We start from the raw sequence: 22,926 nt of genomic DNA, 5'->3' as shown, positions 1-22,926 counted from the left end.
GTGGGGAGGAGACAGTTTTGGATCACCGGAACGGCGGCTCGTCGAAGGCGCGAAGCTTGCGCGAGTGTAGCTTGGAGCCCTCGCTGCGCATCAGGTCCACCGCCTGGATGCCGATCTGCAGGTGTTCGGAGATCGAGCCTTCGTAGAAGCGGTTGGCCTGACCCGGAAGCTTGATCTCGCCGTGCAACGGCTTGTCCGACACGCACAGCAACGTCCCGTAGGGCACGCGGAAGCGATACCCTTGTGCGGCGATGGTGGCGCTTTCCATGTCGATGGCGACGGCGCGGCTCTGGTTGAAGCGCAGGGCCGATTTGGAATAGCGCAGCTCCCAGTTCCGGTCGTCGGTGGTGACGACGGTGCCGGTGCGCAGCCGCAGCTTGACCTCGTCGCCCGGCATGCCGCTGACCGACTTGGTGGCGTCGTAAAGGGCGCGCTGGACCTCGGCGATCGACGGAATGGGGATGTCGGGCGGCAGGACCGCGTCCAGCACGTGATCGTCGCGCAGATAGGCGTGGGCCAGGACATAGTCGCCGATGGTCTGGCTGGCGCGCAGGCCGCCGCAGTGACCGATCATCAGCCAGACGTGCGGGCGCGTGACGGCCAGGTGATCGGTGATGGTCTTGGCGTTGGACGGGCCGACGCCGATGTTGACCAGGGTCACGCCCTTATGGCCCGGCGCGGTCAGATGATAGGCCGGCATCTGGTGCTTCTTCCAGGCCGTGTCGCTGATCGCCGCCTCGGGATTGGGGGTGTCGCGCGTGATGACGACGCCGCCGGCGCAGGACAGGGTCTGATACGGCGAGCCCGGCGTCTGCAGCTGTTCGATGGCCCAGCGCACGAACTCATCGACATAGCGATTGTAGTTGGTGAACAGGACATAGGATTGAACGTCGTCCACGGGCGTGCCGGTGTAGTGTTTCAGCCGCGCCAGCGAGAAGTCGGTCCGCAAGCCGTCGAAGTGCGACAGGGGGAAGTCGCCGCCCATTTCGAACAGGCCGTCGGCGATCTCGTCGCCGATATGGGCCAGGTCCGTGGTCGGGAACCAGCGCGCCAGGGCGGCCGTCATCGACCGGTCCAGCGCGACTTCCAGCCCGTCCGTCACATAGGGGAAGGGGATTTCCTGGCGCGACAGCCCGACCTCGAAGGTCGCGGCGTATTCCTGCTCCAGCAGGCCCAACTGTTCGGTCAGATAGGGGCGGAACAGGTCCGGCCGCGTGATAGTGGTGGCGTAGCTGCCCTGTTTCGACAGCCGGGCATAGGCGCGCGGCTCCAGGTCCTGGGGGCGATCCCCGTCCCAGCGGATGCGAAGTTCGGGATAGGCGAACACCCCTTCGGCGCGTTTCAGCGGATCGGGCCGCTCGCCGGTGTTGACGAAATCCCGCACGGCGTCGCGCAGGTTGGTCACGGATTGGATGTAGAGGGTTTCGAGGCGGTCCAGCGCCGCCTGTGCTGTCATCTGTTCTGTCATGACTTCCTCTAGCGAAGCTTCTTGGCTTTGGCGAGGCGCCTGGCGTTCAAGCTTGATTTCGCTGCCCCGATTTTGCTGCATCGCAGCAATTTATGACAGGGCTGCGGTTGCGGATCGGGGCGTGACGGCGCATCTGGCCCGGATGTCTTCTTCCCTCGCGTCAGCGCCCGCCAAGAAGGAGCTCGGCTTCGTCGAGTTCGTCTGTCTCATCGCCCTGATGATGGCGCTGAACGCCCTGGCGATCGACTCGATGTTGCCGGCCCTGCCGCACATCGGCGCGGACCTGAACGTGGCGACCGACAACGATCGTCAGTGGGTCGTGACGTCCTATCTGCTCGGGTTCGGCGGCGCCCAGCTGATCTACGGCCCGCTGGCGGATCGGTTCGGGCGCAAGCCCGTCCTGCTGTTCGGCGTGGGCGTCTATGTGGTGTTCAGCCTTCTGGCGACCCTGGCGCCGACCTTCGACACCCTGATCATGGCCCGCATCGGTCAGGGTCTGGGCAGCGCCTGCACACGCGTGCTGGCCGTCTCCATCGTGCGCGACCGCTACGAGGGCCGCACCATGGCGCGGGTCATGTCGTTCAGCTTCCTGGTCTTTCTGGGCGTGCCGATCCTGGCGCCGTCCATCGGCCAGATGATCATGCTGGTCGGGCCGTGGCGCTGGATCTTCGCCGGGCTGGGTCTGATCGGCGTCGGCCTGATCGTATGGGCGTCGCTTCGCCTGCCCGAGACGCTGAAGCCCGAGGATCGCCTGCCGATCCAGGTCAAGCGTCTGACCGCGGCCTACAAGACCGCCCTGACCGACCGCACCGCCATCGGTTACACCCTGGCCATGACGGCCATCACCGGGGCTCTGTTCGGCTTCATCAACTCGGCGCAGCAGATTTTCGCCGATGTCTTCCATGCCGAGGCGGCCTTTCCGGCCATCTTCGCCCTGATCGCGGGCGGCATCGCCGTGGCCTCCATCGTCAATGCGCGGCTGGTAGTGAAACTGGGGTCGCGCAAGATCTCGCACACGGCCCTGATCGGCTTCACCGCCATCTCGGCCGTCCACGCCGCCGTGGCGATCAGCGGCCATGAATCGATCTGGACCTTTGCGGTGCTGCAGACCCTGACCATGTTCTGTTTCGGCCTCATCGCCGGCAACTTCGGGGCCATGGCCATGGAGACGATGGGCAAGATCGCCGGCACCGCCGCCTCGATCCAGGGCTTCATCTCCACCATCGTCGGCTCGCTGCTGGGCTTTGCGGTGGGCCAGCAGTTCAACGGGACGACGATTCCGATGTCAGTGGGCTTCACCGTATTCGGCCTGATCGCCCTGGGCTGGGTGTTGTTCGCCGAGCGGGGACGGCTGTTCCGCGCCCATCATCAGCCGCCGGTCGCTGCGGCGTGAGGTCGATCTGACCGAGACTTGATCTTTTCGGCGTTTCCGCGCGTTCTCCGGCCAATCGTTACGGTCAGCCCAGGAAAGCCTCGATGAAGCGCAAAGCGCTCGGTCTCGTCTCCGCCCTCGCCCTTGCCGCCGCAATGGGGCTGAGCGCCTGCTCCACCACGACCGGGGGCGCGTCGATGACGCCGCCCGCCATCGCGCCTGCGCCCGGTCCCGATGCGGTCGACAGCCACACCTACGCCCGGCCCGAGATCGCCCGCGTCGTCGATGTGGCGCTGGACCTGACCGCGAACTTCGAGGCCAAGACCCTGTCGGGCACGGCGACCCTGGACATCCTGGCGGTCGCCGGCGCCAACGAGGTGATCCTGGATATCCGCAACCTGGACATCCAGGACGTGCGCGACGCTGCGGGTCAGCCGCTGCGCTATGTCGTCGGCGACAACGACGCCATCAAGGGCCAGCCCCTGACGGTCTATTTCCCGGCCTTCGTCCCGAACGAACGGCGCAAGATCGTCGTCACCTATTCGACTCGTCCCGACGCGGCGGCTCTTCAATGGCTCAGCCCGACCCAGACGGCGGGCGGCGAAAAACCCTACCTGTTCAGCCAGGGCCAGGCGATCCTGACCCGCACCTGGGTCCCGACCCAGGACAGCCCCGGCATCCGCCAGACCTATTCGGCCCGCATCACCGCGCCCGCCGACCTGACCGTGGTCATGAGCGCGGACCACCTGACGCCCAACGGCGAGCCGGCCGCACCCAATTCTGAAGGGGGCGGAATGAAGACCTGGCGTTTCCGGATGAACAATCCGATCCCGCCCTATCTGATCGCGCTGGGCGTCGGCGACATCGCCTTCGCTCCGTTCGACGAGCGAACCGGGGTCTGGACCGAGCCCAGCCGTCTGCGCGACGCCGCCGCCGAGCTGGAGCCGACCGCCGAAATGGTGGACGCGGCCGAGAAGCTGTACGGCCCCTATCGCTGGGGTCGTTACGACCTGCTGGTCCTGCCGCCCTCCTTCCCGTTCGGCGGGATGGAGAACCCAAAACTGACCTTCGCCACCCCGACCATCATCGCCGGCGACCGCTCGCTGGTGTCGCTGGTCGCGCACGAACTGGCGCACTCCTGGTCGGGCAATCTGGTGACCAACGCCACCTGGAACGACTTCTGGCTGAACGAGGGGTTCACCACCTATTTCGAGAACCGGATCATGGAGTCGATCTACGGCTATGATCGCGCGGTTCAGGAGCAGGTGCTGAGCTGGGACGGACTTCAGGACGAGCTGAAGTCCCTGCCGGCCGACGACACGCGCCTGCATCTGAACCTGCTGGGCCGCGATCCCGACGACGGCATGAACACCATCGCCTATGACAAGGGTTCGGCCTTCCTGCGCACCATCGAGCGCGTCGTCGGGCGTGAGGCGTTCGACGCCTGGCTGCGCGGCTATTTCGACCGCAACGCCTATCGCCCGATGACCACGGCCATGTTCCTGGACGACATCCGCGCCAATCTGGTGAAGGGCGACACGCGTCTGGAATCCGAACTGCAACTGGAGACATGGGTCTATCAGCCCGGCCTGCCGTCGAACGCGGTCGCGCCGGTGTCGGACGCCTTCACGCCCGTAGACGCCGCCGCCGTCGCCTTCTTCAAGGACAGGGGACCGGCCTCGGCCATTGCGTGGGCGAACTGGAACACCCAGCAGCGCCAGCGCTTCCTGGGCTGGCGTCCCGAAGGCCTGCGCGCCAACGCCGACTGGCTGACCAATGCGCAGCTGGCCGATCTGGAGCGCACCCTGAACCTGGCGAACGAGGGCAATGCCGAACTGACCTTCGGCTGGCTGCAGATCGCCCTGGCGCACCGCTATCAACCCGCTGTCGCCACGGCCGAAAAGTTCCTGACCAGCCAGGGCCGCCGCAAGTTTGTCCTGCCCCTGTTCCAGACCCTGTGGAACGAGAGCGAATGGGGCCGCCCCATCGCCCGCCGAATCTACGGCGAGGCCCGACCGCTGTATCACCCGGTGACTAGCAACTCGGTGGATCAACTGGTGGGACGGCAGTAAACGTCCGCTTCTCCCTCCCCTTCATGGGGAGGGACGATCGCGCAGCGATCCGGGTGGGGCCGTAAAACGGGTGAAGCGCTTCACACGCCCCCACCCCGGCTACGCTCCGCTTCGCCGCCCCTCCCCATGAAGGGGAGGGAGAAACGCACGCCAGCCATCACAATGACGCTGGTTCATTTTCAGCGATTTCAATCGCTTGCCGAATTATGTCCTCCTTCTCCTGCCCACGGGGTCAAATCGCCGCATAATACTCCCGTCCCGTCGCCCGGAGGGCTCGCTTGGCCTGCGACCTTGCGGCGGCGGGAGCGGATGGAACGGGAGCGGGTCTGAAACGGCCCGCGCCGGCGGCGAACGCCGTCGGAGGGTCGAGGGGGATACTCGATCGCACTCGGGACGGGGTTTCGCAGACCCCGCCGACCTGTCGCAGGCTTATGGGGTTAGGCGATAAGACCGCCACCGCTCGACGCCCCGAGCTTGCAGGCCAACCACCCGCGCGGAGCGTCAACCCTTCGTCGAAACGGTAATCTCTAATCACATTCCGGGCGAAGGCCCGGCGCTCCGCCCAGCCCTCCATCAACTTCGCTGCGAAAGCGCGAGGCCGATCACGCTTGTCCCTATCGCGGAATCCCCCGTTTGCGTTGCGGTGCGGCGCCCTATCGTCTATCCCGCGACACGGATTTCGACTGGAGCTTTCCCCATGGCTGACCTCGCCCCCGGCGTCCTGACCCTCTTCGGAGGATCGGGCTTTATCGGGTCGCAGGCGGTGCGCGCCCTGGCGCGTCGCGGCTGGCGCATTCGCGTGGCCGTGCGCAACCCGGTCCTGGCCATCGAGATCCAGCCGCTGGGCGATCCCGGCCAAATCCAGTTCATGCGCTGCGACATCACCAGCGCCGAGGACGTGGCCGCCGCCGTGCGCGGTGCGGACGCCGTGGTCAATCTGGTCGGCGTCCTGCACGACGCGGGCGGCAAGCGCGGCTTCGACGCCGTCCATACCGAGGCGGCCAAGACCATCGCCGAAGCCGCCAGGGCGGCGGGCGTCCAGCGTCTGGTCCAGATTTCGGCCATCGGCGCCGACGCCGCCAGCCCCTCGGCCTACGGCCGCTCCAAGGCCAAGGCCGAGGAGGCGGTGCGCGCCGTCTATCCCGACGCGGTGATCCTGCGGCCGTCGCTGGTGTTCGGCGCCGGCGACGGCTTCCTGAACCGCTTCGCCGCGATGGCGACCCTGTCGCCGGTCCTGCCGCTGATCGGCGGCGGGGACACCCGGTTCCAGCCGGTCTATGTCGGCGATGTCGCCGAGGCCATCGCGCGGGGCGTGACCCGCGTCGATGCGGCGGGCCGCACCTTCGAACTGGGGGGGCCGAGCCTCTATACCTTCCGCGAAGTGCTGGAACTGGTGCGCCGCGAGACCGGCCGCGACCGGATGCTGGTCCCCGTTCCCTTCGTCGTCGCCAAGCCCCTGGGCTCGCTGCTGCAACTGGGCCGGTTCGTCGGCGTCACACCACCGCTGACCCGCGATCAGGTGCTGATGCTGGAGAAGGACAATGTCGTCGCGTCCGACGCCCTGGGCCTGAGCAACCTGGGCATCGACCATCCGGCCGGCATGGCGGCGATCGCGCCTTCCTATTTGTGGCGCTACCGCGTCGGCGGCCAGTTCGCCGAAGCCCCCGCCCACTGAACCATCCCCATCCGATGAGGCCGTCGGTCGCTTTCGCGGCCGGCGGCGCTTCGCATATGGGAACAAAGAGTGCACAGCTTAAGGATGTCGGCCACGCAGCCCCAGTTCTCTTCGACCGATACGCCTGACCTGAACGACGCGCGGGCCCTGCTGTCGCGCGTCTGGGGCCACGCCGATTTCCGGGGGATGCAGGGGCAGGTGGTCGAGCAGATCCTGTCCGGCGGCGATGTGCTGGCCGTCCTGCCGACCGGCGGCGGCAAGAGCGTCTGTTACCAGATTCCCGCCATCCTGCGCCCCGGCCTGGGCCTGGTGGTCTCGCCGCTGATCGCCCTGATGACCGACCAGGTCGAGGCGTTGAAACAGCAGGGCGTCGCTGCGGCTCGGCTCGATTCCGGGGTGTCGCTGGACGAGCGTTCGGCCATCTGGGCGGCGGCCCGCTCCGGCGATCTGGACCTGCTCTACGTCTCGCCCGAAGGCTTGGCGGCCGGCGCCATGATGGACCGGCTGGCGGAACTGCCGCTGAGCCTGATCGCCATCGACGAAGCCCACTGCGTCTCGCAATGGGGCCACGACTTCCGTCCCGACTATCGCAACCTGGGTCTGCTGGCCGAGCGGTTCCCCGACGTGCCGCGCATCGCGGTCACCGCCACCGCCGACGCCCGCACCCGTGACGACATCCTGCGCTCGCTGCGGCTGGAGGAGGCCAAGGTCTTCGTCGACAGTTTCGCCCGTCCGAACCTGCAACTGTCGGCCGAGCGCAAGGAGAGCGCCTCGCGCGCCAAGACCGACGCCCGCGTCATCGAACTGGTGCGCGAGCGGCGGGGCAAGTCGGGCGTGGTCTATTGCGGCAGCCGCGACGGTTGCGACCGCGTGGCCCAGGCGCTGCGCGACGCCGGGACCAACGCCATCGCCTATCACGCCGGCATGGACACGCGCGAACGCGACCGCCGGCTGGAACGGTTTCTGGCCGAGGAGGGCGCCGTCATGGTCGCCACCATCGCCTTCGGCATGGGCGTCGATAAAGCCGACGTGCGCTTCGTCATCCACGCCGATCCGCCCGGTTCGCTGGAGGCCTATTGGCAGGAGATCGGCCGGGGCGGTCGCGACGGCGAACCGGCCGAGGGCATCACCCTGTACGGCCCCTCCGACATCGCCTGGGCCCTGCGCCGGCTGGACAGCCGCCCGATGGCCGAAGAGGTCAAGCAGGTCCAGGTGCGCAAGGCGCGCCAGCTGTTCGCCATGCTGGACGGCGCCGCCTGCCGCGCCCAGGCCGTGCGCCGCTATTTCGGCGAGACAGACGCCGAGCCTTGCGGCGTCTGCGACATCTGCGGCGACCCGCCCCTTCTTTATGACGCCACCGTCCCCGCACAAAAGGCCCTGGCGGCGGTCCAGCGTCTGGGTGGCCGGTTCGGCCGGGGCCGGATCGTCGACCACCTGACCGGCCGGACCAAGGCAGTCCAGCCGTGGGAGCAGCAGTTGTCCACCTGGGGCATCGGCGCCGACATCTCGCCCAACGGCTGGCGCGACATCGTCGATCACCTGTTGTTCGAAGGCCTGCTGGTCGAGGACGCCAACGACGGCAAGCCCCTGGTCGGACTGGGCGACGGCGAGGCGGTGCGCGCCGTCTACAAGGCCGAACGCAAGATCGAGGTTCGCCGCGTACCCGCAGGCTTCGACGCCGGCACGCGCTCGGGCAATCCGCGCAATCGCCGCGACCGCACCGGCGAAGGCCGCAACGCGGCGCTGGAGACGATGGACGTCGACGTCCGCGCCCGGTTCGAGGCTCTGCGCGCCTGGCGCCGCGACCGCGCCTCCGAACAGCATGTCCCGCCCTATGTCATCTTCCAGGACAAGACCCTGCTGGAGATCGCCGAGGCGGAGCCGGGCGACCTGAACAGTCTGGGCGCGATTTCCGGCGTCGGCCAGTCCAAGCTGGATCGCTACGGCAAGGGCGTGCTGGAGACGCTGAACGCCCTCTAGATCGGGTCAGACCGCCGGTTTGGGCGGGGCGGTGATGACTTCGACATTGTCGTTCAGCAGATAGGACAGTTCCGACAGGGCCACGGCGCGTTCGGCCGGGCTGGCGGCGGCCTGAACGGCGGCGACCTTCTTGGGCATGTCCTCGGAGATGCCGCGCAGGATGCATTTCAGGTCGCCGTCGGTTCCGCGCTCCTTCAGGATCAGGTGACCCTGCATGTCCAGGGCGGCCAACTGCTCGGTCTGGGCCTTGAAGCCGGTGAAGGCCTGGCTGGTGAAGAAGGCGGCGTCGTCGGCGGCCCTGGCGGCCGCCCAGCCATCGACCATGGCTTTCAGGCTGGTCGAGCGTGAGATGATGTCGGCGAAAAGGGGCTCGGTCGCCACCGAGATCGGCGCGCCGGGCACCGCCGCCGGCTGATCCGCCGCCAGGGCGACGGCGGGATTGGACATCGCCAGGGCGATCGAAAGCGCGAGGCCGCAGGACATTGGGATGACTTCCTGTTTCACCGTCCGCTAGGACGTTGAACCTGTTTACCCCCGACCCGTAAACGAGTGTTTACCCTCTCCAATCGCCATTACACCGACCGAGGACGCCATGAGCCGCGACGACGCCTGGAAGACATTCGATCGCACCGCCGTCGAGGCGGCCCAGACCCGGATCGTGGATCAGTTCGCCGCCGATCCCGATCGGCTGGCGCGGATGTCGGTCGAGGCGGCGGGGCTTTATCTGGACCTGTCGAAACAGAGCTGGACGAAAGCGGCCTTCGACGCCTGCCTGGATCTGGCGCGGGCGTCCGACGTCGAGGGGCGTCGCGCGGCCCTGTTTGCGGGTGAGGCCGTCAATCTGACCGAAGGTCGGGCGGTGCTGCACCCGGCCCTGCGCGCCGCGCCCGGCGCCGACTTCAAGGCTTTGGGCGAGCCGGTCTCGGCCGAGGTGGATGCGGTTCGGGCGGACATGAAGGCCTATGCCGACGCAGTGCGCTCGGGCGCCGAGGCGGGGGCGACGGGCAAAACGTTCGAGGCCATCGTCCATGTCGGCATCGGCGGGTCGGACCTGGGGCCGCGCGTGGTGTGGGATGCGCTGCGTCCGCTTGATCCCGCCATCGACCTGCGCTTCGTGGCCAATATCGACCCGCGCGACATGGCCGAAGCCCTGACGGGCCTGGACCCCGAGACGACCCTGGTCGTGGTGGTGTCCAAGACCTTCACGACCCAGGAAACCTTGGCCAACGCCGAGGCGGCCAAGGCCTGGCTGGCGGCGTCGCTGCCGGCCGAGGGGATGACGAAACACTTCATCGGGGTGACGGCGGCGCCGGAGAAGGCGGGCGCGTTCGGATGCGGCCGGACGTTCGCCTTCCGGGACTGGGTCGGCGGGCGCTATTCGCTGTGGTCGGCGGTCAGTCTGTCGTGCGGCATCGCCCTGGGCTGGGACGTGTTCGAACAGATGCTGGCCGGGGCGGCGGCCATGGACGACCATTTCGTCTCGGCCCCGCTGGAGGGGAACGCGCCGATCCTGCTGGCCCTGGCCCAGGTGTTCAACGTCGATGGGCTGAATCGGCCGGCGCGGACGGTGGCGCCCTATGCGCACGCCCTGCGTCGGCTGCCGAGCTTCCTGCAGCAGCTGGAGATGGAGTCGAACGGCAAGCGGGTGCATCGCGACGGCACGCCGGTGACGCGCCAGACCTGCCCCGTCGTGTTCGGCGAGCCGGGCACCAACGGTCAGCACGCCTTCTTCCAGCAGATCCATCAGGGACCGCAGACGGTCCCGGCCGAGTTCGTGATCGTCGCCAAAACCCACGCCGACGCGCCGGAATCGCCGCTGTGGTCCAACGCCCTGGCCCAGGGTCAGGCCCTGATGCTGGGCAAGACGACCGAGGCGGCCAAGGCCGAAGGTCTGGCCCAGGGGCTGTCGGGAGAGGACGCGACCCGTCTGGCCCCCCACCGCACCTTCACCGGCAATCGCCCCTCGACCGCCATCGTCATGCAGCGGCTGACGCCCGCGACCCTGGGCGCCCTGCTGGCCCTCTATGAGCACAAGACCTTCGTCGAGGGCGTGATCTGGGACATCAACAGCTTCGACCAATGGGGCGTCGAACTGGGCAAGGTGCTGGCCAGGGCGATCCTGAAGGACGTAGACGCCGGCGGGCCTTCGGCCGAACTCGACCCGTCCACGGCGGCCCTGATGACGCGTTTGCTCGGCTGACGAGGAAAGGGCCCGACCTTGCGGCCGAGCCCTCGGTGTCTTTCAGGCCGTCGCGCGATCACCAGCGGCGATCGTAACGATAGTCGCGGTCGTCCCGGCGATAGTCGCGGTAGTCACGGTGGTCGCCGCGCGATTCATAGCGACGATTCTCATAGCGATAATCGTAGCCGTTGCGGCTGTTGAAGCCCTGTCCGCGATCCCAGCGGCCCTGGTTGCGATAGCACTGGCCGCCGCCATAATAGTCGCAGCGCGAACCGCGGTTCGAGGACGAGGCCACCGCGCCGATGGCTGCGCCGCCCAGGGCGCCGCCGGCGATGTAGCGACCGTCGCCATTGCCGTAGATGGCGCCGGCGATGCCGCCGACAGCGGCGCCGATCAGGGCGTTGCGGCCGGTGTTGTCGCGGTCACGCGCCCCGTTCCCGTAAGATTGGGCCGAGGCCGGAGCGGCCATCAGGCTCAGAGCCATGACCGGGGCGGCGACGACAGCGGTGATCTTCAGCAGCTTTGACATGTTCCGTCTCCTTTGTTTCGGGCCGATGCGCCTTTCCGAGGGGGAGAAGCATCAGCGTTGAAACGGTTTTATCTGCCCGTGTTTGAACGACCCCAGAGGTCCGCATTCATTTTCGGTTCATGCGCGCGTCGCGTTGTCGCGGAAGTTTCGCAGGCGATTGAGGGCACGCCGCTTGACGATGCCCCCCCGTCTGCCTAACTCCCGCTCGCGTTAGCACTCTCGCTGGTTGGCTGCCAAAACGGCGATCGCGGGAATGCCGCACACCGTTTCAAAAACGCCCCGATCCGGGGGTTTTACAGGGAGAAGTCCGATGGCGTTCCGTCCGCTCGGCGACCGCGTGCTGGTCAAGCGCGTTGAAGAAGAATCCAAGACCAAGGGCGGGATCATCATCCCCGACACCGCCAAGGAAAAGCCCCAGGAAGGCGAGGTCGTCTCCGTCGGCCCCGGCGTCCGTGACGAATCCGGCAAGGTCAACGCTTTGGAACTGAAGGCCGGCGACCGCATCCTGTTCGGCAAATGGTCGGGCACGGAAGTGAAGATCGACGGCGACGACCTGATCATCATGAAAGAGTCGGACGTGCTCGGAGTGCTGAGCTAAGGCTCAGCCCTCAGTGGCGAGTGATCAGTGGCGAGCAGCGAGCAGGTTTCCGAGTGAAGCCGCCGCCGTCGCCCCAGTTTCAGATCCCTCGCCGCTCGCCACTAACCACTCGCCACTCACACCAAAGGAGCAGCCCGCATGGCCGCTAAAATCGTACATTTCAACACCGACGCGCGCGACAAGATGCTGCGCGGCGTCAACGTGCTCGCCAACGCCGTCAAGGTGACCCTGGGTCCCAAGGGCCGCAACGTCGTGATCCAGAAGTCCTTCGGCGCCCCGCGCTCGACCAAGGACGGCGTGTCGGTCGCCAAAGAGATCGAGCTGGAAGACGCCTTCGAGAACATGGGCGCCCAGATGATCCGCGAAGTCGCTTCGAAAACGAACGACAAGGCGGGTGACGGCACCACCACCGCGACCGTCCTGGCTCAGGCCATCGTGCAAGAGGGCCTCAAGGCCGTCGCCGCCGGCATGAACCCGATGGATCTGAAGCGCGGCATCGACAAGGCTGTCACGCTGGTCCTGCAAGAGATCAAGGACAAGTCCAAGCCCGTCTCGAACAACTCGGAAATCGCCCAGGTCGGCACCATCTCGGCCAACGGCGACAGCGAAATCGGTGAGCTGATCGCCCAGGCCATGGCCAAGGTCGGCAACGAAGGCGTCATCACCGTCGAGGAAGCCAAGACCGCCGACACCACCGTCGACGTCGTCGAAGGCATGCAGTTCGACCGCGGCTACCTGAGCCCTTACTTCATCACCAACGCCGACAAGATGGAGGTTCAGCTCGAAGAGCCGCTCATCCTGCTGTTCGAGAAGAAGCTGACCTCGCTGCAAGCCATGCTGCCGATCCTGGAAGCCGTGGTGCAGTCGGGTCGTCCGCTGCTGATCATCGCCGAGGACATCGAAGGCGAAGCCCTGGCGACCCTGGTCGTCAACAAGCTGCGGGGCGGCCTGCGCGTCGCCGCCGTCAAGGCGCCGGGCTTCGGCGATCGCCGCAAGGCCATGCTGGAAGACCTCGCCATCCTGACGGGCGGCCAGGTCATCTCGGAAGACCTGGGCATCAAGCTTGAGAGCGTCACCATCGACATGCTCGGCAAGGCCAAGAAGGTCACCATCACCAAGGACGACACCACCATCGTCGAAGGCGTCGGCGAGAAGGACGCGATCGAAGCCCGCGTGGCCCAGATCAAGCGCCAGATCGAAGACACCACCTCCGACTACGACAAGGAAAAGCTGCAGGAACGTCTGGCCAAGCTGGCCGGCGGCGTCGCGGTTCTCCGCGTCGGCGGTTCGACCGAAGTCGAAGTGAAGGAAAAGAAGGACCGCGTCGACGACGCCCTGAACGCCACGCGCGCCGCGGCTGACGAAGGCATCGTTCCGGGCGGCGGCATCGCCCTGCTGAAGGCCTCCAAGATCCTGGCCGACGTCAAGGGCGACAACGCCGACCAGAACGCCGGCATCGCGATCATCCGTCGCGCCCTGCAGGCTCCGATCCGTCAGATCGCCGAAAACTCCGGCGTCGAAGGCTCGATCGTGGTCGGCAAGGTGCTGGAAAACGAAGACGCCTCGTTCGGCTTCAACGCCCAGACCGAAGAATACGGCGACCTGGTCAAGATGGGCGTCATCGACCCCGCCAAGGTCGTTCGCACGGCCCTGCAAGACGCCGCTTCGGTGGCCGGCATCCTGATCACGACGGAAGCCGCTGTCGCCGACGCCCCCAAGAAGGGCGGCTCCGGCGGCGCCCCTGACATGGGTGGAATGGGCGGCATGGGCGGCATGGACTTCTAAGTCCAAGCCACTTGACGCTGAAATGCAGAAGGGCGGGGTCGCGAGACCCCGCCCTTTTTCATGTCTGCTCCCTGCGAAGCGGGGAGGGGGACCGCGTAGCGGTGGAGGGGCTCTTGAAGTTGCACAGGCGTTTGCGATGCGGCGCCGGCCCCTCCGTCACGACGCGAAGGGGCGTCGCGCCACCTCCCCATGAAATGGGGAGGAGACGGTGTTTCAGAACTCCGAGATCGCGCCGGGCCGGCGCGAACGCGTCTTCAGCCACATGACGCCCAGCAGGTCCGAGAAGGACGCCCGCAGGCGGCCCCAGTTGGTGTATTTCGAGCGGCCGACCTCGCGGTGGCGGTGGTCCACGTCGAGGTACTGGTTCCTGAACCCCTCGCGGATCATCAGGGCCGGCAGGTAGCGGTGGATGTGATCGAAGTAGGGCAGGCGCAGGAAGACGTCGCGGCGGAAGGCCTTCAGCCCGCAGCCGGTGTCGTCGGCGTCGTCGCCGAGCAAGCGACGGCGGATGCGGTTGGCCCAGATCGAGGCCTGACGCTTGGCCTCGGTGTCCTGACGCTTGGCGCGACGGCCGCCGACCAGGCCGACGTCGGCGGGGGCGGCCAGCAGGGCGTCGACCAGGCGCGGCGCGTCGGCGGGCGGGTTCTGGCCGTCGCCGTCCATCGTCACCACGACCGGCGCGCGCGCCGCCAGGACGCCGGTGCGGACCGCCCGGCTCTGGCCCGCATTGGTCCCGTGGGCCAGGACGCGCAGGGCCGGCAGTTCGGCCATGGCGGCCTTCAGCTCGGCCAGGGTCGCGTCCCTGGAGGCGTCGTCGACGAAGATCATCTCGTACGAACGCCCGGCGAAGGCGGCGGCGATCTCGCGCGCCAGGGGCACGGCGGCGCCCGCCTCGTCATGGACGGGAACGACGACGGAGATTTCGGGCGTTTCGGCGGTCATTGGCGCTCCATAGAGCATGATCGTTTCCGACGGAACTGCGCAGCGGTTTCAGCTGAAACGTGAATCATGCTCGGATTCAAGCCGAGATCGAACGCTTAGGGGAGACGGCTGACGAGGGCGCGGTGGCCGTGTAAGGATCGCCAGATGAAGACTTTCGATCTGGATGGCCGCATCGCCGGCTGGCGCGGGCCGGTTCTCGCGGCCCTGCTGACGTTGATCGCCGGCCTGCCCGGCCTGTTGCTGCTGCCGCCGCTGGATCGCGACGAGAGCCGGTTCGCCCAGGCCACATCCCAGATGCTGGAAAGCGGCGACTACGTCGATATCCGCTATCAGGACGAACCGCGCTGGAAGAAGCCGGTCGGCATTTACTGGATGCAGGCCGTCGCTGTCGGGCTGACCTCGGATGTCGAGAACCGCGAGATCGCGCCCTATCGCATCCCGTCTCTGCTTGGGGCGATGCTGGCGGCCTGGGCCGTGGCCTGGGCCGGGTCGGCCATGCTGGGCAGCCGGGTCGGCTTCTTCGGCGGGGCCATCATGGGGGCGACCTTCCTGCTGTCGACCGAGGCGGGGATCGCCAAGACCGACGCCATGCTGTGCGGGGCGACCACCCTGGCCATGGCGGCGCTGGCGCGCATCTATATGGCGACCAGGGCGGGTGAACGACCGATCCGACCGCACAAACTGCTGTTCTGGACTGGGATCGGCCTGTCGATCCTGATCAAGGGACCGATCGGATTCCTGGTCGTGGCCCTGGCGATCATCGCACTGTCGATCTGGGATCGGGACGTGAAATGGCTCTATCGCCTCGGCTGGGGCTGGGGGCTGCCGCTGGTCGCGCTGATGGTCGGGCCGTGGGCCATCGCCATCACCATCGCCACCGACGGCGGTTTCTGGCGCGAGGCCATCGGCGGCGATCTGGCGCCCAAGATCGCGGGTGCGCATGAAAGCCATTCGGGCTTCCCCGGCATGTATCTGCTGCTGGCGCCCCTGCTGTTCTTCCCCTCGACCCTGCTGCTACCCGCCGCCGTCTCGACGGGGTGGAGCCGGCGGGCCGAGCCGGCGATCCGCTTCCTGGTCTGCTGGCTGGTTCCCGGCTGGCTGATGTTCGAACTGGCCCCGACCAAGCTGTGGCACTATACCCTGCCGACCTTCGGGGCGCTGGCCCTGCTGGCCGCCGCCGCCCTGGCCCAGCCCATCGGCAAGGTGTCGAGGATCACCGGCGCCGCGCTGGCGGCGTTTGCGGCTCTGCTGATCATCGGCATCACCGTCTATGGACTGACGGTCTATGGCACCTCGACGGCCCAGACCTGGGCGGCGTTGACCGTGGTCATGGCGCTGGCGGCGGGGGCGATGGGCGGCTTCCTGTTGCTGAATCGGGCGCCTGTGGCGGCGCTGGTCGCCTCGCTGGCCTTCGGCATCGTGGCCCATGCGGCCCTGGCCGGCACGATCCGGCAGCTGCGGCCGCTGGCTGTCGCGCCCCAGCTTGAGAAGGCGCTGGAGGCGGCCGACCTGCATCCGCGCCAGGGCCGCACGCCGGGTCCGGTGGCGATCACGGGCTTCCATGAACCCAGCTTCGTCTTCCTGACCGGGCGAGACACCGATCTGACCGACGCGCAAGGCGCGGCCCAGGCTCTGGCCGAGGGGCGTCCCGCCATCGTCGAGGGGCGCGACGCCGACGCCTTCCGCGCCGCAGCGGCCCGGCTGGGCGTGTCGGGCCGCGCGGTCGGGGTGGTCAATGGCTTCAACTATTCGGGTGGGGACGAGGTCAGCCTGACCGTCTATGCGCCGCCGCCCCGGAACGGGTTGGGCGCTGGCGCGGGAGGCTCGTAATGGGCCGCTTCATCCAGATCGTCGAGGTCGGTCCGCGCGACGGGCTGCAGAACGAGAAGACCGTGCTGGCCCCCGCCGTCCGCGCCGATCTGGTGCGACGGCTGGAGGGCGCCGGGGCGAAGCGGATCGAGGCCGTCTCCTTCGTCCATCCCAAATATGTGCCGCAGATGGCCGGCGCCGAAGAGGTCATGGCCGCCCTGCCGCACGAGGCGGGCCGCAGCCGCATCGGCCTGGTTCTGAACGGCAAGGGCTATGACCGGGCGCTGGCGACCGGGGTGGATGAGGTCAATGTCTCGGTCGCCGCCACCGACGGCTTCGGCTTGAAGAACCAGGGCCTGGCGGTGAAGGATCAGCTGGTGATGCTGGGCGAGATCGTCGCCCGGCGACACAATGCGGAGGCGTCAGAGGGCGCGCCGGCGCTGTCGGCCATGATCTCGTGCGTCTGGGGCTGCCCCTTCGACGGCGAGGTCTCGGTCGATCAGGTCGCCGACATGGTCGGCGCCATCGCCGAGATGGGCGTAGGCGAGATCGGTCTGGCCGACACCATCGGCGCGGGCGATCCCTGGGCGGTAACGCGGAAAGTCGATGCGGCGAAAGCCGTAGCGCCGGACGCAACCCTGCGCCTGCATTTCCACGACACCCGCAACACCGGCCTGGCCAACGCCTATGCGGGGGTCGAGGCCGGGATTGATGTGCTGGATGCGTCGGTCGGCGGCATCGGCGGCTGTCCCTTCGCACCGGGCGCCACGGGTAATATCGCCACCGAGGACCTGGTCTATATGCTGGCGCGTGGCGGGTTCGAGACGGGGTATGATCTGGACGCCCTGATCGCCACGGCCCGCTGGATCGGCGAGGCCATCGGTCGGCAGGCGCCGTCGGCGCTCAGTCGCGCGGGCGGGTTTCCCAAGCGCTGAAGCCTTGCTGTGGCGAGGATTCGCAAACGGAGCTATTCATGATGAACAGGCGTAGCCGTCGGGCGGGCTGCGAAGAGGACCGACCATGCTGATCGCCATTCCGCTGCTGCTGATCCCCGTGGTGCTCTACAATATCGTGGTGCTGTTCGGCGGGTCGGGCGGCGGCGCCATCGTCCAGGCGGACGCCCTGCTGCGCGATCCGCTGTTCTCGATCACCATGACCTCGGGCGCGCAATGGACGATCGGGTCGGGCGACCTGATCCTGTTCCTGGGCCTGATCCTGCTGTTCTTCGAGCTGGTGAAGTCGACCTCCAGCCAGCGGGTCGCCATCATCAATCACGCCCTGTCTATGATCCTGTTCATTGCCGTGCTGGTGGAGTTCCTTCTGCTGCCGGGCTTTGCGACCTCGACCTTCTTTTTGATCGTGATCATGATCCTGCTGGACGTGCTGGCCGGCTTCATCGTGACGATCATCTCGTCTCGCAAGGATTTCGATTTCGGCGGTGCGTGAGCCACACGGCCTCAAGTAGGTCGAAGGCCGATAGGCCCACGAACAATGGCCTCAAGTAGCGCGAAGCGCGATAGGCCCTACGAAAAAGCCGTGAAGATCAGGGCGACCACGGCGACGTCGAAGAATTTGGCGGCGAGGGCGAAGACGGCGGGCATGGGCAGGTCCGGCTGAGGGCGATCTGCCGCGCCTCCAGCAAACCCCGTGCCGCCGGATCAGATGTCGGTCTTGGCCGCCTTGCCCGCAACCGGACGACGCTCGGCCGCGCCGGAATATTCGGCTCCGAGATAGGCGGAGCGGGCGGCGTCCAGCACCGGCGGGCCGCCGCGCAGACCGCGCTTTTGTCCGGTCTGACCCATCTGCTGGGCGACGAAGGCGCTGGCGCCCGGCTCCGGCGCCGGGGGGACGGCAGCTCTTGCCGGGGCCGGTTGGGCGTCGATGTCGGGCGCGGGCGCATCGACCGGCACCAGGGCGCGCGAGGCCGAGCGTTCGCGACGCTCGCGCTCGCGACGGTCGCCCTCGCGGCGATCCACCCGCTCCGGTCCGCCGACAGATTGAATCCGGTCGGTCATTTGGGCTTGGCGCCACCCGCCAGCTTATCGATCTGGCGGCGCATCTCGTCCATCTGGCGGCGCATTTCGTCGAGAGCGTCGGGCGCCTCAGACGCGGGCTCCGGCTTGGCCTCGGGCGCGGCCGTTGGTTCGGCGCGCGGATAGCCGAAGGCCGGGAACATCTGCATGGCGCGTTCGAACATGGCCATGTTCGCCTTGGCCGTTTCCTCGATCAGCGTCGCACCCGAGCCGGCGCCGAAAGCGCGGCCGACCTGGCTGGCGAACTGTTCCTGCTGGCGGCCGAAGTTGGCCAGCGACATCTCAAGATAGGAGGGCAGAACCCCCTGCATCGACCCGCCGTAGAAGCCGATCAGCTGACGCAGGAACTGGACGGGCAGCAGGGCCTCGCCCCGGCTCTCTTCCTCGAAGATGATCTGCGTCAGGATCTGGCGCGTCAGGTCGTCATTGGTCTTGGCGTCATAGACGACGAAGTCTACCCCTTCGCGCACCATGGCGGCCAGGTCCTCCAGCGTCACATAGGCGCTGGTCCGCGTATTGTAGAGACGGCGGTTCGCATACTTCTTGATGACGACCGCGTTCGCCTCGTTCTTGTTTCCGCCCTTGTTTTTTTCGTCAGCCACGCTTGTTCTCGCGATGTTGCAACGCATCACTATCTCCCCTTGCGCCGCGAAGCGCCAGAGGGGGCGTCAATGCGCGCCCCATACAGAAAGTGTGCGGACGGATCAGCCGTGGCTCATCGCCGGGGCCAGGACGACGCCGACCAGAACCGCCGTCCAGTGGACGGTCGCACCCGTGACGACGAAGCCATGCCAGATGGCGCGCCGGAACTTCACGCGCGGGCTGACGAAGACAAAGACGCCGGCGGTGTAGATCAGGCCGCCGATGACCAGCAGGGCCAAGGCGACGGGATGGACCGTCTCGACCATCGGCTTCAGGGCCGCGACCGCCAGCCAGCCAAAGACGACATAGACGCCGCTCCAGAACTTGTCCGAGATGCGCGGCGCGAACAGTTTCACCCCGGCGCCCATGAAGGCCAGGGTCCAGATCAGGGTGGTGAAGCCGATGGACCACAGCCCCTCGAACCGCTGGGTCGTGAAGGGGGTGTAGCTGCCGGCGATCATCAGGAAGATGGCCGCCTCGTCCAGCCGCCGCAGCACAGGCCGCGCGGCGCAGGGGTTGGTCCAGTTGTAGATGGTCGAGGCCGTCAGCATGCCGACCAGGCACAGGGCGTAGATGGCCGTCGCCATGACGCCGCCGATGCCCGTGTAGACTCCCGCCAGTCCCGCCAGGATGATCCCGCCGACCGCCGCCAGCATCAGGCCGACGACATGGACCCACAGGTCCGCCAGTTTCTCGGCGCGTGTCGGATAGTGCTCGATCATGTCCAGCTCGTCCGGCGTGCAGACGTGGGTGACGAGACGTTTCAGCGTACGAAGCATAGCCCTTCCAATCCATGGATCGCTTCTATCGTTCCGCGACAATGCGCCGACAGGGTGACGAAGGGCTGAATCCGGCCGGGCTTCTATTGTCGCAGGTGACGAAGGCGTCGCGATGCGGCAAAACGGTCACGCAGACCTATTCTCCAGAGAGTGAAATCCCATGACCGACGTCGTCATCGTTTCCGCCGCGCGCACGCCGGTCGGCTCTTTCCTGGGCGCCCTGTCGTCCCTGCCGGCGTCCAAGCTGGGCGAGATCGCCATCAAGGCGGCGCTTGAGCGAGCCGGCGTGTCGGGCGACGAGGTGGACGAGGTGATCCTCGGCCATGTGCTTCAGGCCGCCGCGGGTCAGGGCCCTGCGCGCCAGGCCGCTGTGGGCGCCGGCGTCAGGAAAGAGGCCGCCGCCTGGAGCCTGAACCAGATCTGCGGCTCGGGCCTGCGCGCCGTGGCCATCGCCGCCCAGCAGATCGCCTTGGGCGACGCGAAGATCGTCGTCGCCGGCGGTCAGGAGAGCATGAGCCAGGCGCCGCATGCACAAGCCCTGCGCAACGGACACAAGATGGGCGACGTCGCCCTGGTCGACACCATGGTCAAGGACGGCCTGTGGGACGCCTTCAACGGCTATCACATGGGCCAGACCGCCGAGAATATCGCCGACAAATGGTCGATCAGTCGCGAGGCCCAGGACGAATTCGGTCTCGCCAGCCAGCACAAGGCCGAGGCGGCCCAGACCGCCGGCAAGTTCGACGACGAGATCGTTCCCGTCGTCATTCCCGGCCGCAAGGGCGACGTGACGGTCGACAAGGACGAATACATCCGCCACGGCGCGACTCTGGAGCTGATGCAGAAGCTGAAGCCCGCCTTCGCCAAGGACGGCAGCGTCACCGCCGCCAATGCGTCCGGGCTGAACGACGGCGCCGCCGCCTTGGTGCTGATGAGTGCGGACGAGGCCAAGGCCCGCGGGCTGGAGCCGCTGGCCCGCGTCGCTTCCTACGCGACGGCCGGCGTCGATCCCTCGATCATGGGCACAGGGCCGATCCCGGCCTCGAAGAAGGCGCTGGAGAAGGCGGGCTGGAGCGTCGCCGATCTCGATCTGGTCGAATCCAACGAGGCCTTCGCGGCCCAGAGCCTGTGCGTGGTCAAGGAGCTGGGCCTCGACCCGGCCAAGGTCAACGTCAACGGCGGCGCCATCGCCATCGGCCACCCCATCGGCGCCTCGGGCGCCCGCATCCTGACGACGCTGCTGTTCGAGATGAAGCGGTCGGGCGCCAAGAAGGGCCTGGCGACCCTGTGCATCGGCGGCGGCATGGGCGTGGCCATGTGCGTCGAGCGGGCGTGACCTGACATAATCGCCCTTCTCCCACCGGGAGAAGGTGGCTCGAAGAGCCGGATGAGGGTCGGATGGTGGGCCAGATCGCACCACCGAACCCTCACCCTTTCGCACAAGGACGACGGCTGCGCCGCCGTGTGCTCAAGCCCTCTCCCACCGGGAGAGGGAGGCAATTTTCAGTCCACCGCCGGGTATTCGAACGGATCGCTCGGCGTCGGCTGGGTCGGCAGCGGCATGCGCGGCAGGGGCTCGTCGCGGTTGGCGGCGTTCAGCAGGAAGCTGGCCAGGATGACGGCCGCCTGACGCAGGTCCTCGGCCTTCAGGTGGTCGTAGCTGTCGATGCTGGTGTGGTGCAGGCGGCTGGAATAGTCGAGCGGGTCCTGGATGAACTGATAGCCGGGTACGCCCACCGTCTGCATATAGACGTGGTCGGTGCCGCCCGAGTTGCGCAGCGAGACCGTAGTCGCGCCCATGCTGGCGAAGGGCGCCAGCCATTCCTGGAAGATCGGGACGGCGGCGACATTGCCCTCGGCGTTGATGCCGCGAATCTTGCCCGAGCCGTTGTCCAGATTGAAATAGGCCACCAGGTCGCGATAGCCCGCGCGCGGCTCGATGGGCCAGCGGCTGCGCCAGGTGCGATTGTTCGACAGGCCCGCAAGCGCCGGATCGTTCGACGGCGCACGCGTCGCCAGATGCTGGTCCACATAGGCCAGCGAGCCCAGAATGCCCTGTTCTTCGCCGTTCCACAGCGCGAAACGGATCGTGCGCTTGGGCCGCACGTTCAGGGTTTTCAGGATGCGCGCCGCCTCCATGACCACCGCGCTGCCCGCCGCATTGTCCACGGCGCCGTCCGAGGCGACCCAGCTGTCCAGGTGGGCGCCGGCCATGACGTATTCGCTGCCGCGCGCTGTGCCGGGGATGTCGGCCAGGATGTTGTAGGCGTTGCCGTCCTCGTCGTGGAACCGGACCTCGCTGTTCAGCTCCAGCGTCGGCGGCGCATCGGTCAGGGCCAGGCGCGCCAGGCGACGATAATCTTCCGCCGCCAGCTCCATCCCCGCCAGCTTCGGCGTGGCGCCGACCTGATAGGTGTAGCCCGTGCCGTGCAGCAGGCCGCCGTCGCGCTGGGAAATCCGCACCCAGGCCAAGGCGCCCTGTTCGACCAGGAAGGTGTCCAGCTCATTGGCGAAGTTGGCGGTCTTGAGCTGGCGTTCCATCGCTGCGGGCGAATGCTGCGGATGGTTATAGGTGTTGCGCTCGGCCAGTTCGGTGGCGGTCCAACGGCGGAAGGCCGGCTCGGTCGGCTCCGACCCCGTGCCCGGCTGGGACAGCATGACGATCTTGCCCGCCAGCTTGCCGCGCCATTTGTCGAAGTCCTCGACCTTGGAGATCGGGGCCACGATCACCCCGGCGCTGATGGTTCCATTGGTCGAGGGCGTCCAGGCCACGGGAATGGCGCGCAGGTCCAGCGGGCGCGGCGCGGTCATGCGGGCGCTGGAGCGGACGATGGACCAGCCCCGGCCGAACTCGAACCCTTCGGCGCGGACGTTGGACAGGCCGTAGTCGGTGAACTGCGCTTGCGCCCACCGTTCGGCCTCGCGCATCTGCGGCGAGTTGGTCATCCGCCCGCCGATCCGGTCGGTCAGATAGGCGGCGGTCTGCATCACCTGGCTGTGGTTCAGCCCCTGGTCGATGATGCCGTTGACGGCGACGCGGTCCACCGACTGGGCGGCGAC

Annotated in this window: 19 protein-coding genes; 11 read left to right on the top strand and 8 right to left on the bottom strand. The window is 67.4% G+C overall.

What is annotated here, in order from left to right:
* Nucleotides 1–22: 22 nt before the first annotated feature.
* Nucleotides 23–1,468: an AMP nucleosidase gene (locus WC597_RS15295; protein WP_372694661.1), complete on the bottom strand. Its 1,446-nt coding sequence runs from the start codon at nt 1,466–1,468 to the stop codon at nt 23–25.
* Between the two features lie 142 nt (nt 1,469–1,610).
* Between WC597_RS15295 and WC597_RS15290 the strand changes: the two genes are divergently transcribed.
* The 4 genes from WC597_RS15290 to recQ all read left to right on the top strand — a co-directional run bounded on the left by WC597_RS15290 (nt 1,611) and on the right by recQ (nt 8,567).
* Nucleotides 1,611–2,861 (top strand): multidrug effflux MFS transporter, encoded by a 1,251-nt coding sequence (locus WC597_RS15290; RefSeq protein WP_372694659.1) that lies wholly within the window; start codon nt 1,611–1,613, stop codon nt 2,859–2,861.
* 83 nt (nt 2,862–2,944) lie between these two features.
* A complete protein-coding gene (locus WC597_RS15285; protein WP_372694657.1) occupies nt 2,945–4,912 on the top strand; it encodes a M1 family metallopeptidase in 1,968 nt (655 codons plus the stop codon).
* A gap of 697 nt (nt 4,913–5,609) precedes the next feature.
* Complete coding sequence (locus WC597_RS15280; protein ID WP_372694655.1) at nt 5,610–6,587, top strand: complex I NDUFA9 subunit family protein; 978 nt, start codon at nt 5,610–5,612, stop codon at nt 6,585–6,587.
* Nucleotides 6,588–6,671: 84 nt separating this feature from the next.
* The gene (gene recQ, locus WC597_RS15275) at nt 6,672–8,567 is read left to right on the top strand and encodes a DNA helicase RecQ (protein ID WP_372694653.1); all 1,896 of its coding nucleotides are present in this window, start codon (nt 6,672–6,674) and stop codon (nt 8,565–8,567) included.
* A 6-nt stretch (nt 8,568–8,573) separates the two neighbouring features.
* Here recQ and WC597_RS15270 read toward each other — a convergent pair whose 3' ends face one another.
* The gene (locus WC597_RS15270) at nt 8,574–9,050 is read right to left on the bottom strand and encodes a hypothetical protein (RefSeq protein WP_372694651.1); all 477 of its coding nucleotides are present in this window, start codon (nt 9,048–9,050) and stop codon (nt 8,574–8,576) included.
* A 109-nt stretch (nt 9,051–9,159) separates the two neighbouring features.
* Between WC597_RS15270 and pgi the strand changes: the two genes are divergently transcribed.
* Entirely contained in the window at nt 9,160–10,767 is a 1,608-nt protein-coding gene (pgi, locus tag WC597_RS15265) for a glucose-6-phosphate isomerase (RefSeq protein WP_372694649.1), read from the top strand.
* Nucleotides 10,768–10,825: 58 nt separating this feature from the next.
* Here the strand turns inward: pgi and WC597_RS15260 are convergent, their stop codons facing one another.
* Nucleotides 10,826–11,278, bottom strand: a complete 453-nt coding sequence (locus tag WC597_RS15260; RefSeq protein ID WP_372694647.1) for a hypothetical protein — start codon at nt 11,276–11,278, stop codon at nt 10,826–10,828.
* A 310-nt stretch (nt 11,279–11,588) separates the two neighbouring features.
* Between WC597_RS15260 and groES the strand changes: the two genes are divergently transcribed.
* Entirely contained in the window at nt 11,589–11,876 is a 288-nt protein-coding gene (gene groES, locus WC597_RS15255) for a co-chaperone GroES (protein ID WP_008259448.1), read from the top strand.
* Between the two features lie 138 nt (nt 11,877–12,014).
* On the top strand, nt 12,015–13,661 hold the full coding sequence (gene groL, locus WC597_RS15250) for a chaperonin GroEL (RefSeq protein ID WP_159847482.1): 1,647 nt from the start codon (nt 12,015–12,017) through the stop codon (nt 13,659–13,661).
* Between the two features lie 213 nt (nt 13,662–13,874).
* On the opposite strand, the gene WC597_RS15245 is transcribed toward groL, so the two are convergent.
* Nucleotides 13,875–14,603: a glycosyltransferase family 2 protein gene (locus tag WC597_RS15245; protein ID WP_372694644.1), complete on the bottom strand. Its 729-nt coding sequence runs from the start codon at nt 14,601–14,603 to the stop codon at nt 13,875–13,877.
* Nucleotides 14,604–14,747: 144 nt separating this feature from the next.
* Here WC597_RS15245 and WC597_RS15240 point away from each other — a divergent pair, with 144 nt between their 5' ends.
* The 3 genes from WC597_RS15240 to WC597_RS15230 all read left to right on the top strand — a co-directional run bounded on the left by WC597_RS15240 (nt 14,748) and on the right by WC597_RS15230 (nt 17,858).
* Entirely contained in the window at nt 14,748–16,433 is a 1,686-nt protein-coding gene (locus tag WC597_RS15240) for an ArnT family glycosyltransferase (RefSeq protein ID WP_372694642.1), read from the top strand.
* Nucleotides 16,433–17,347: a hydroxymethylglutaryl-CoA lyase gene (locus tag WC597_RS15235; RefSeq protein ID WP_372694640.1), complete on the top strand. Its 915-nt coding sequence runs from the start codon at nt 16,433–16,435 to the stop codon at nt 17,345–17,347. The genes WC597_RS15240 and WC597_RS15235 overlap by 1 nt, the downstream gene beginning before the upstream one ends.
* A gap of 85 nt (nt 17,348–17,432) precedes the next feature.
* A complete protein-coding gene (locus tag WC597_RS15230) occupies nt 17,433–17,858 on the top strand; it encodes a hypothetical protein (RefSeq protein WP_372694638.1) in 426 nt (141 codons plus the stop codon).
* 212 nt (nt 17,859–18,070) lie between these two features.
* Here WC597_RS15230 and WC597_RS15225 read toward each other — a convergent pair whose 3' ends face one another.
* The 3 genes from WC597_RS15225 to WC597_RS15215 form a co-directional block, all read right to left on the bottom strand.
* Complete coding sequence (locus WC597_RS15225; protein WP_372694636.1) at nt 18,071–18,427, bottom strand: hypothetical protein; 357 nt, start codon at nt 18,425–18,427, stop codon at nt 18,071–18,073.
* Nucleotides 18,424–19,047, bottom strand: coding sequence for a polyhydroxyalkanoate synthesis repressor PhaR (gene phaR / locus WC597_RS15220; RefSeq protein ID WP_372694634.1), 624 nt, complete (start codon nt 19,045–19,047; stop codon nt 18,424–18,426). The genes WC597_RS15225 and phaR overlap by 4 nt, the downstream gene beginning before the upstream one ends.
* A gap of 102 nt (nt 19,048–19,149) precedes the next feature.
* On the bottom strand, nt 19,150–19,866 hold the full coding sequence (locus WC597_RS15215; RefSeq protein WP_372694632.1) for a hemolysin III family protein: 717 nt from the start codon (nt 19,864–19,866) through the stop codon (nt 19,150–19,152).
* Nucleotides 19,867–20,026: 160 nt separating this feature from the next.
* Here WC597_RS15215 and WC597_RS15210 point away from each other — a divergent pair, with 160 nt between their 5' ends.
* Nucleotides 20,027–21,202 carry an acetyl-CoA C-acetyltransferase gene (locus WC597_RS15210; RefSeq protein ID WP_372694630.1) on the top strand — a complete coding sequence of 392 codons (1,176 nt, stop codon included), beginning with the start codon at nt 20,027–20,029 and terminating at the stop codon, nt 21,200–21,202.
* A gap of 167 nt (nt 21,203–21,369) precedes the next feature.
* Here the strand turns inward: WC597_RS15210 and WC597_RS15205 are convergent.
* A partial coding sequence (locus tag WC597_RS15205; RefSeq protein WP_372694628.1) for a M20/M25/M40 family metallo-hydrolase occupies nt 21,370–22,926 on the bottom strand: 1,557 nt, incomplete at its 5' end.

Origin of the sequence: Brevundimonas sp., assembly GCF_041648115.1 — a bacterium.
Lineage (GTDB): Bacteria > Pseudomonadota > Alphaproteobacteria > Caulobacterales > Caulobacteraceae > Brevundimonas.
This window is presented reverse-complemented; position numbering and strand designations above follow the sequence as displayed.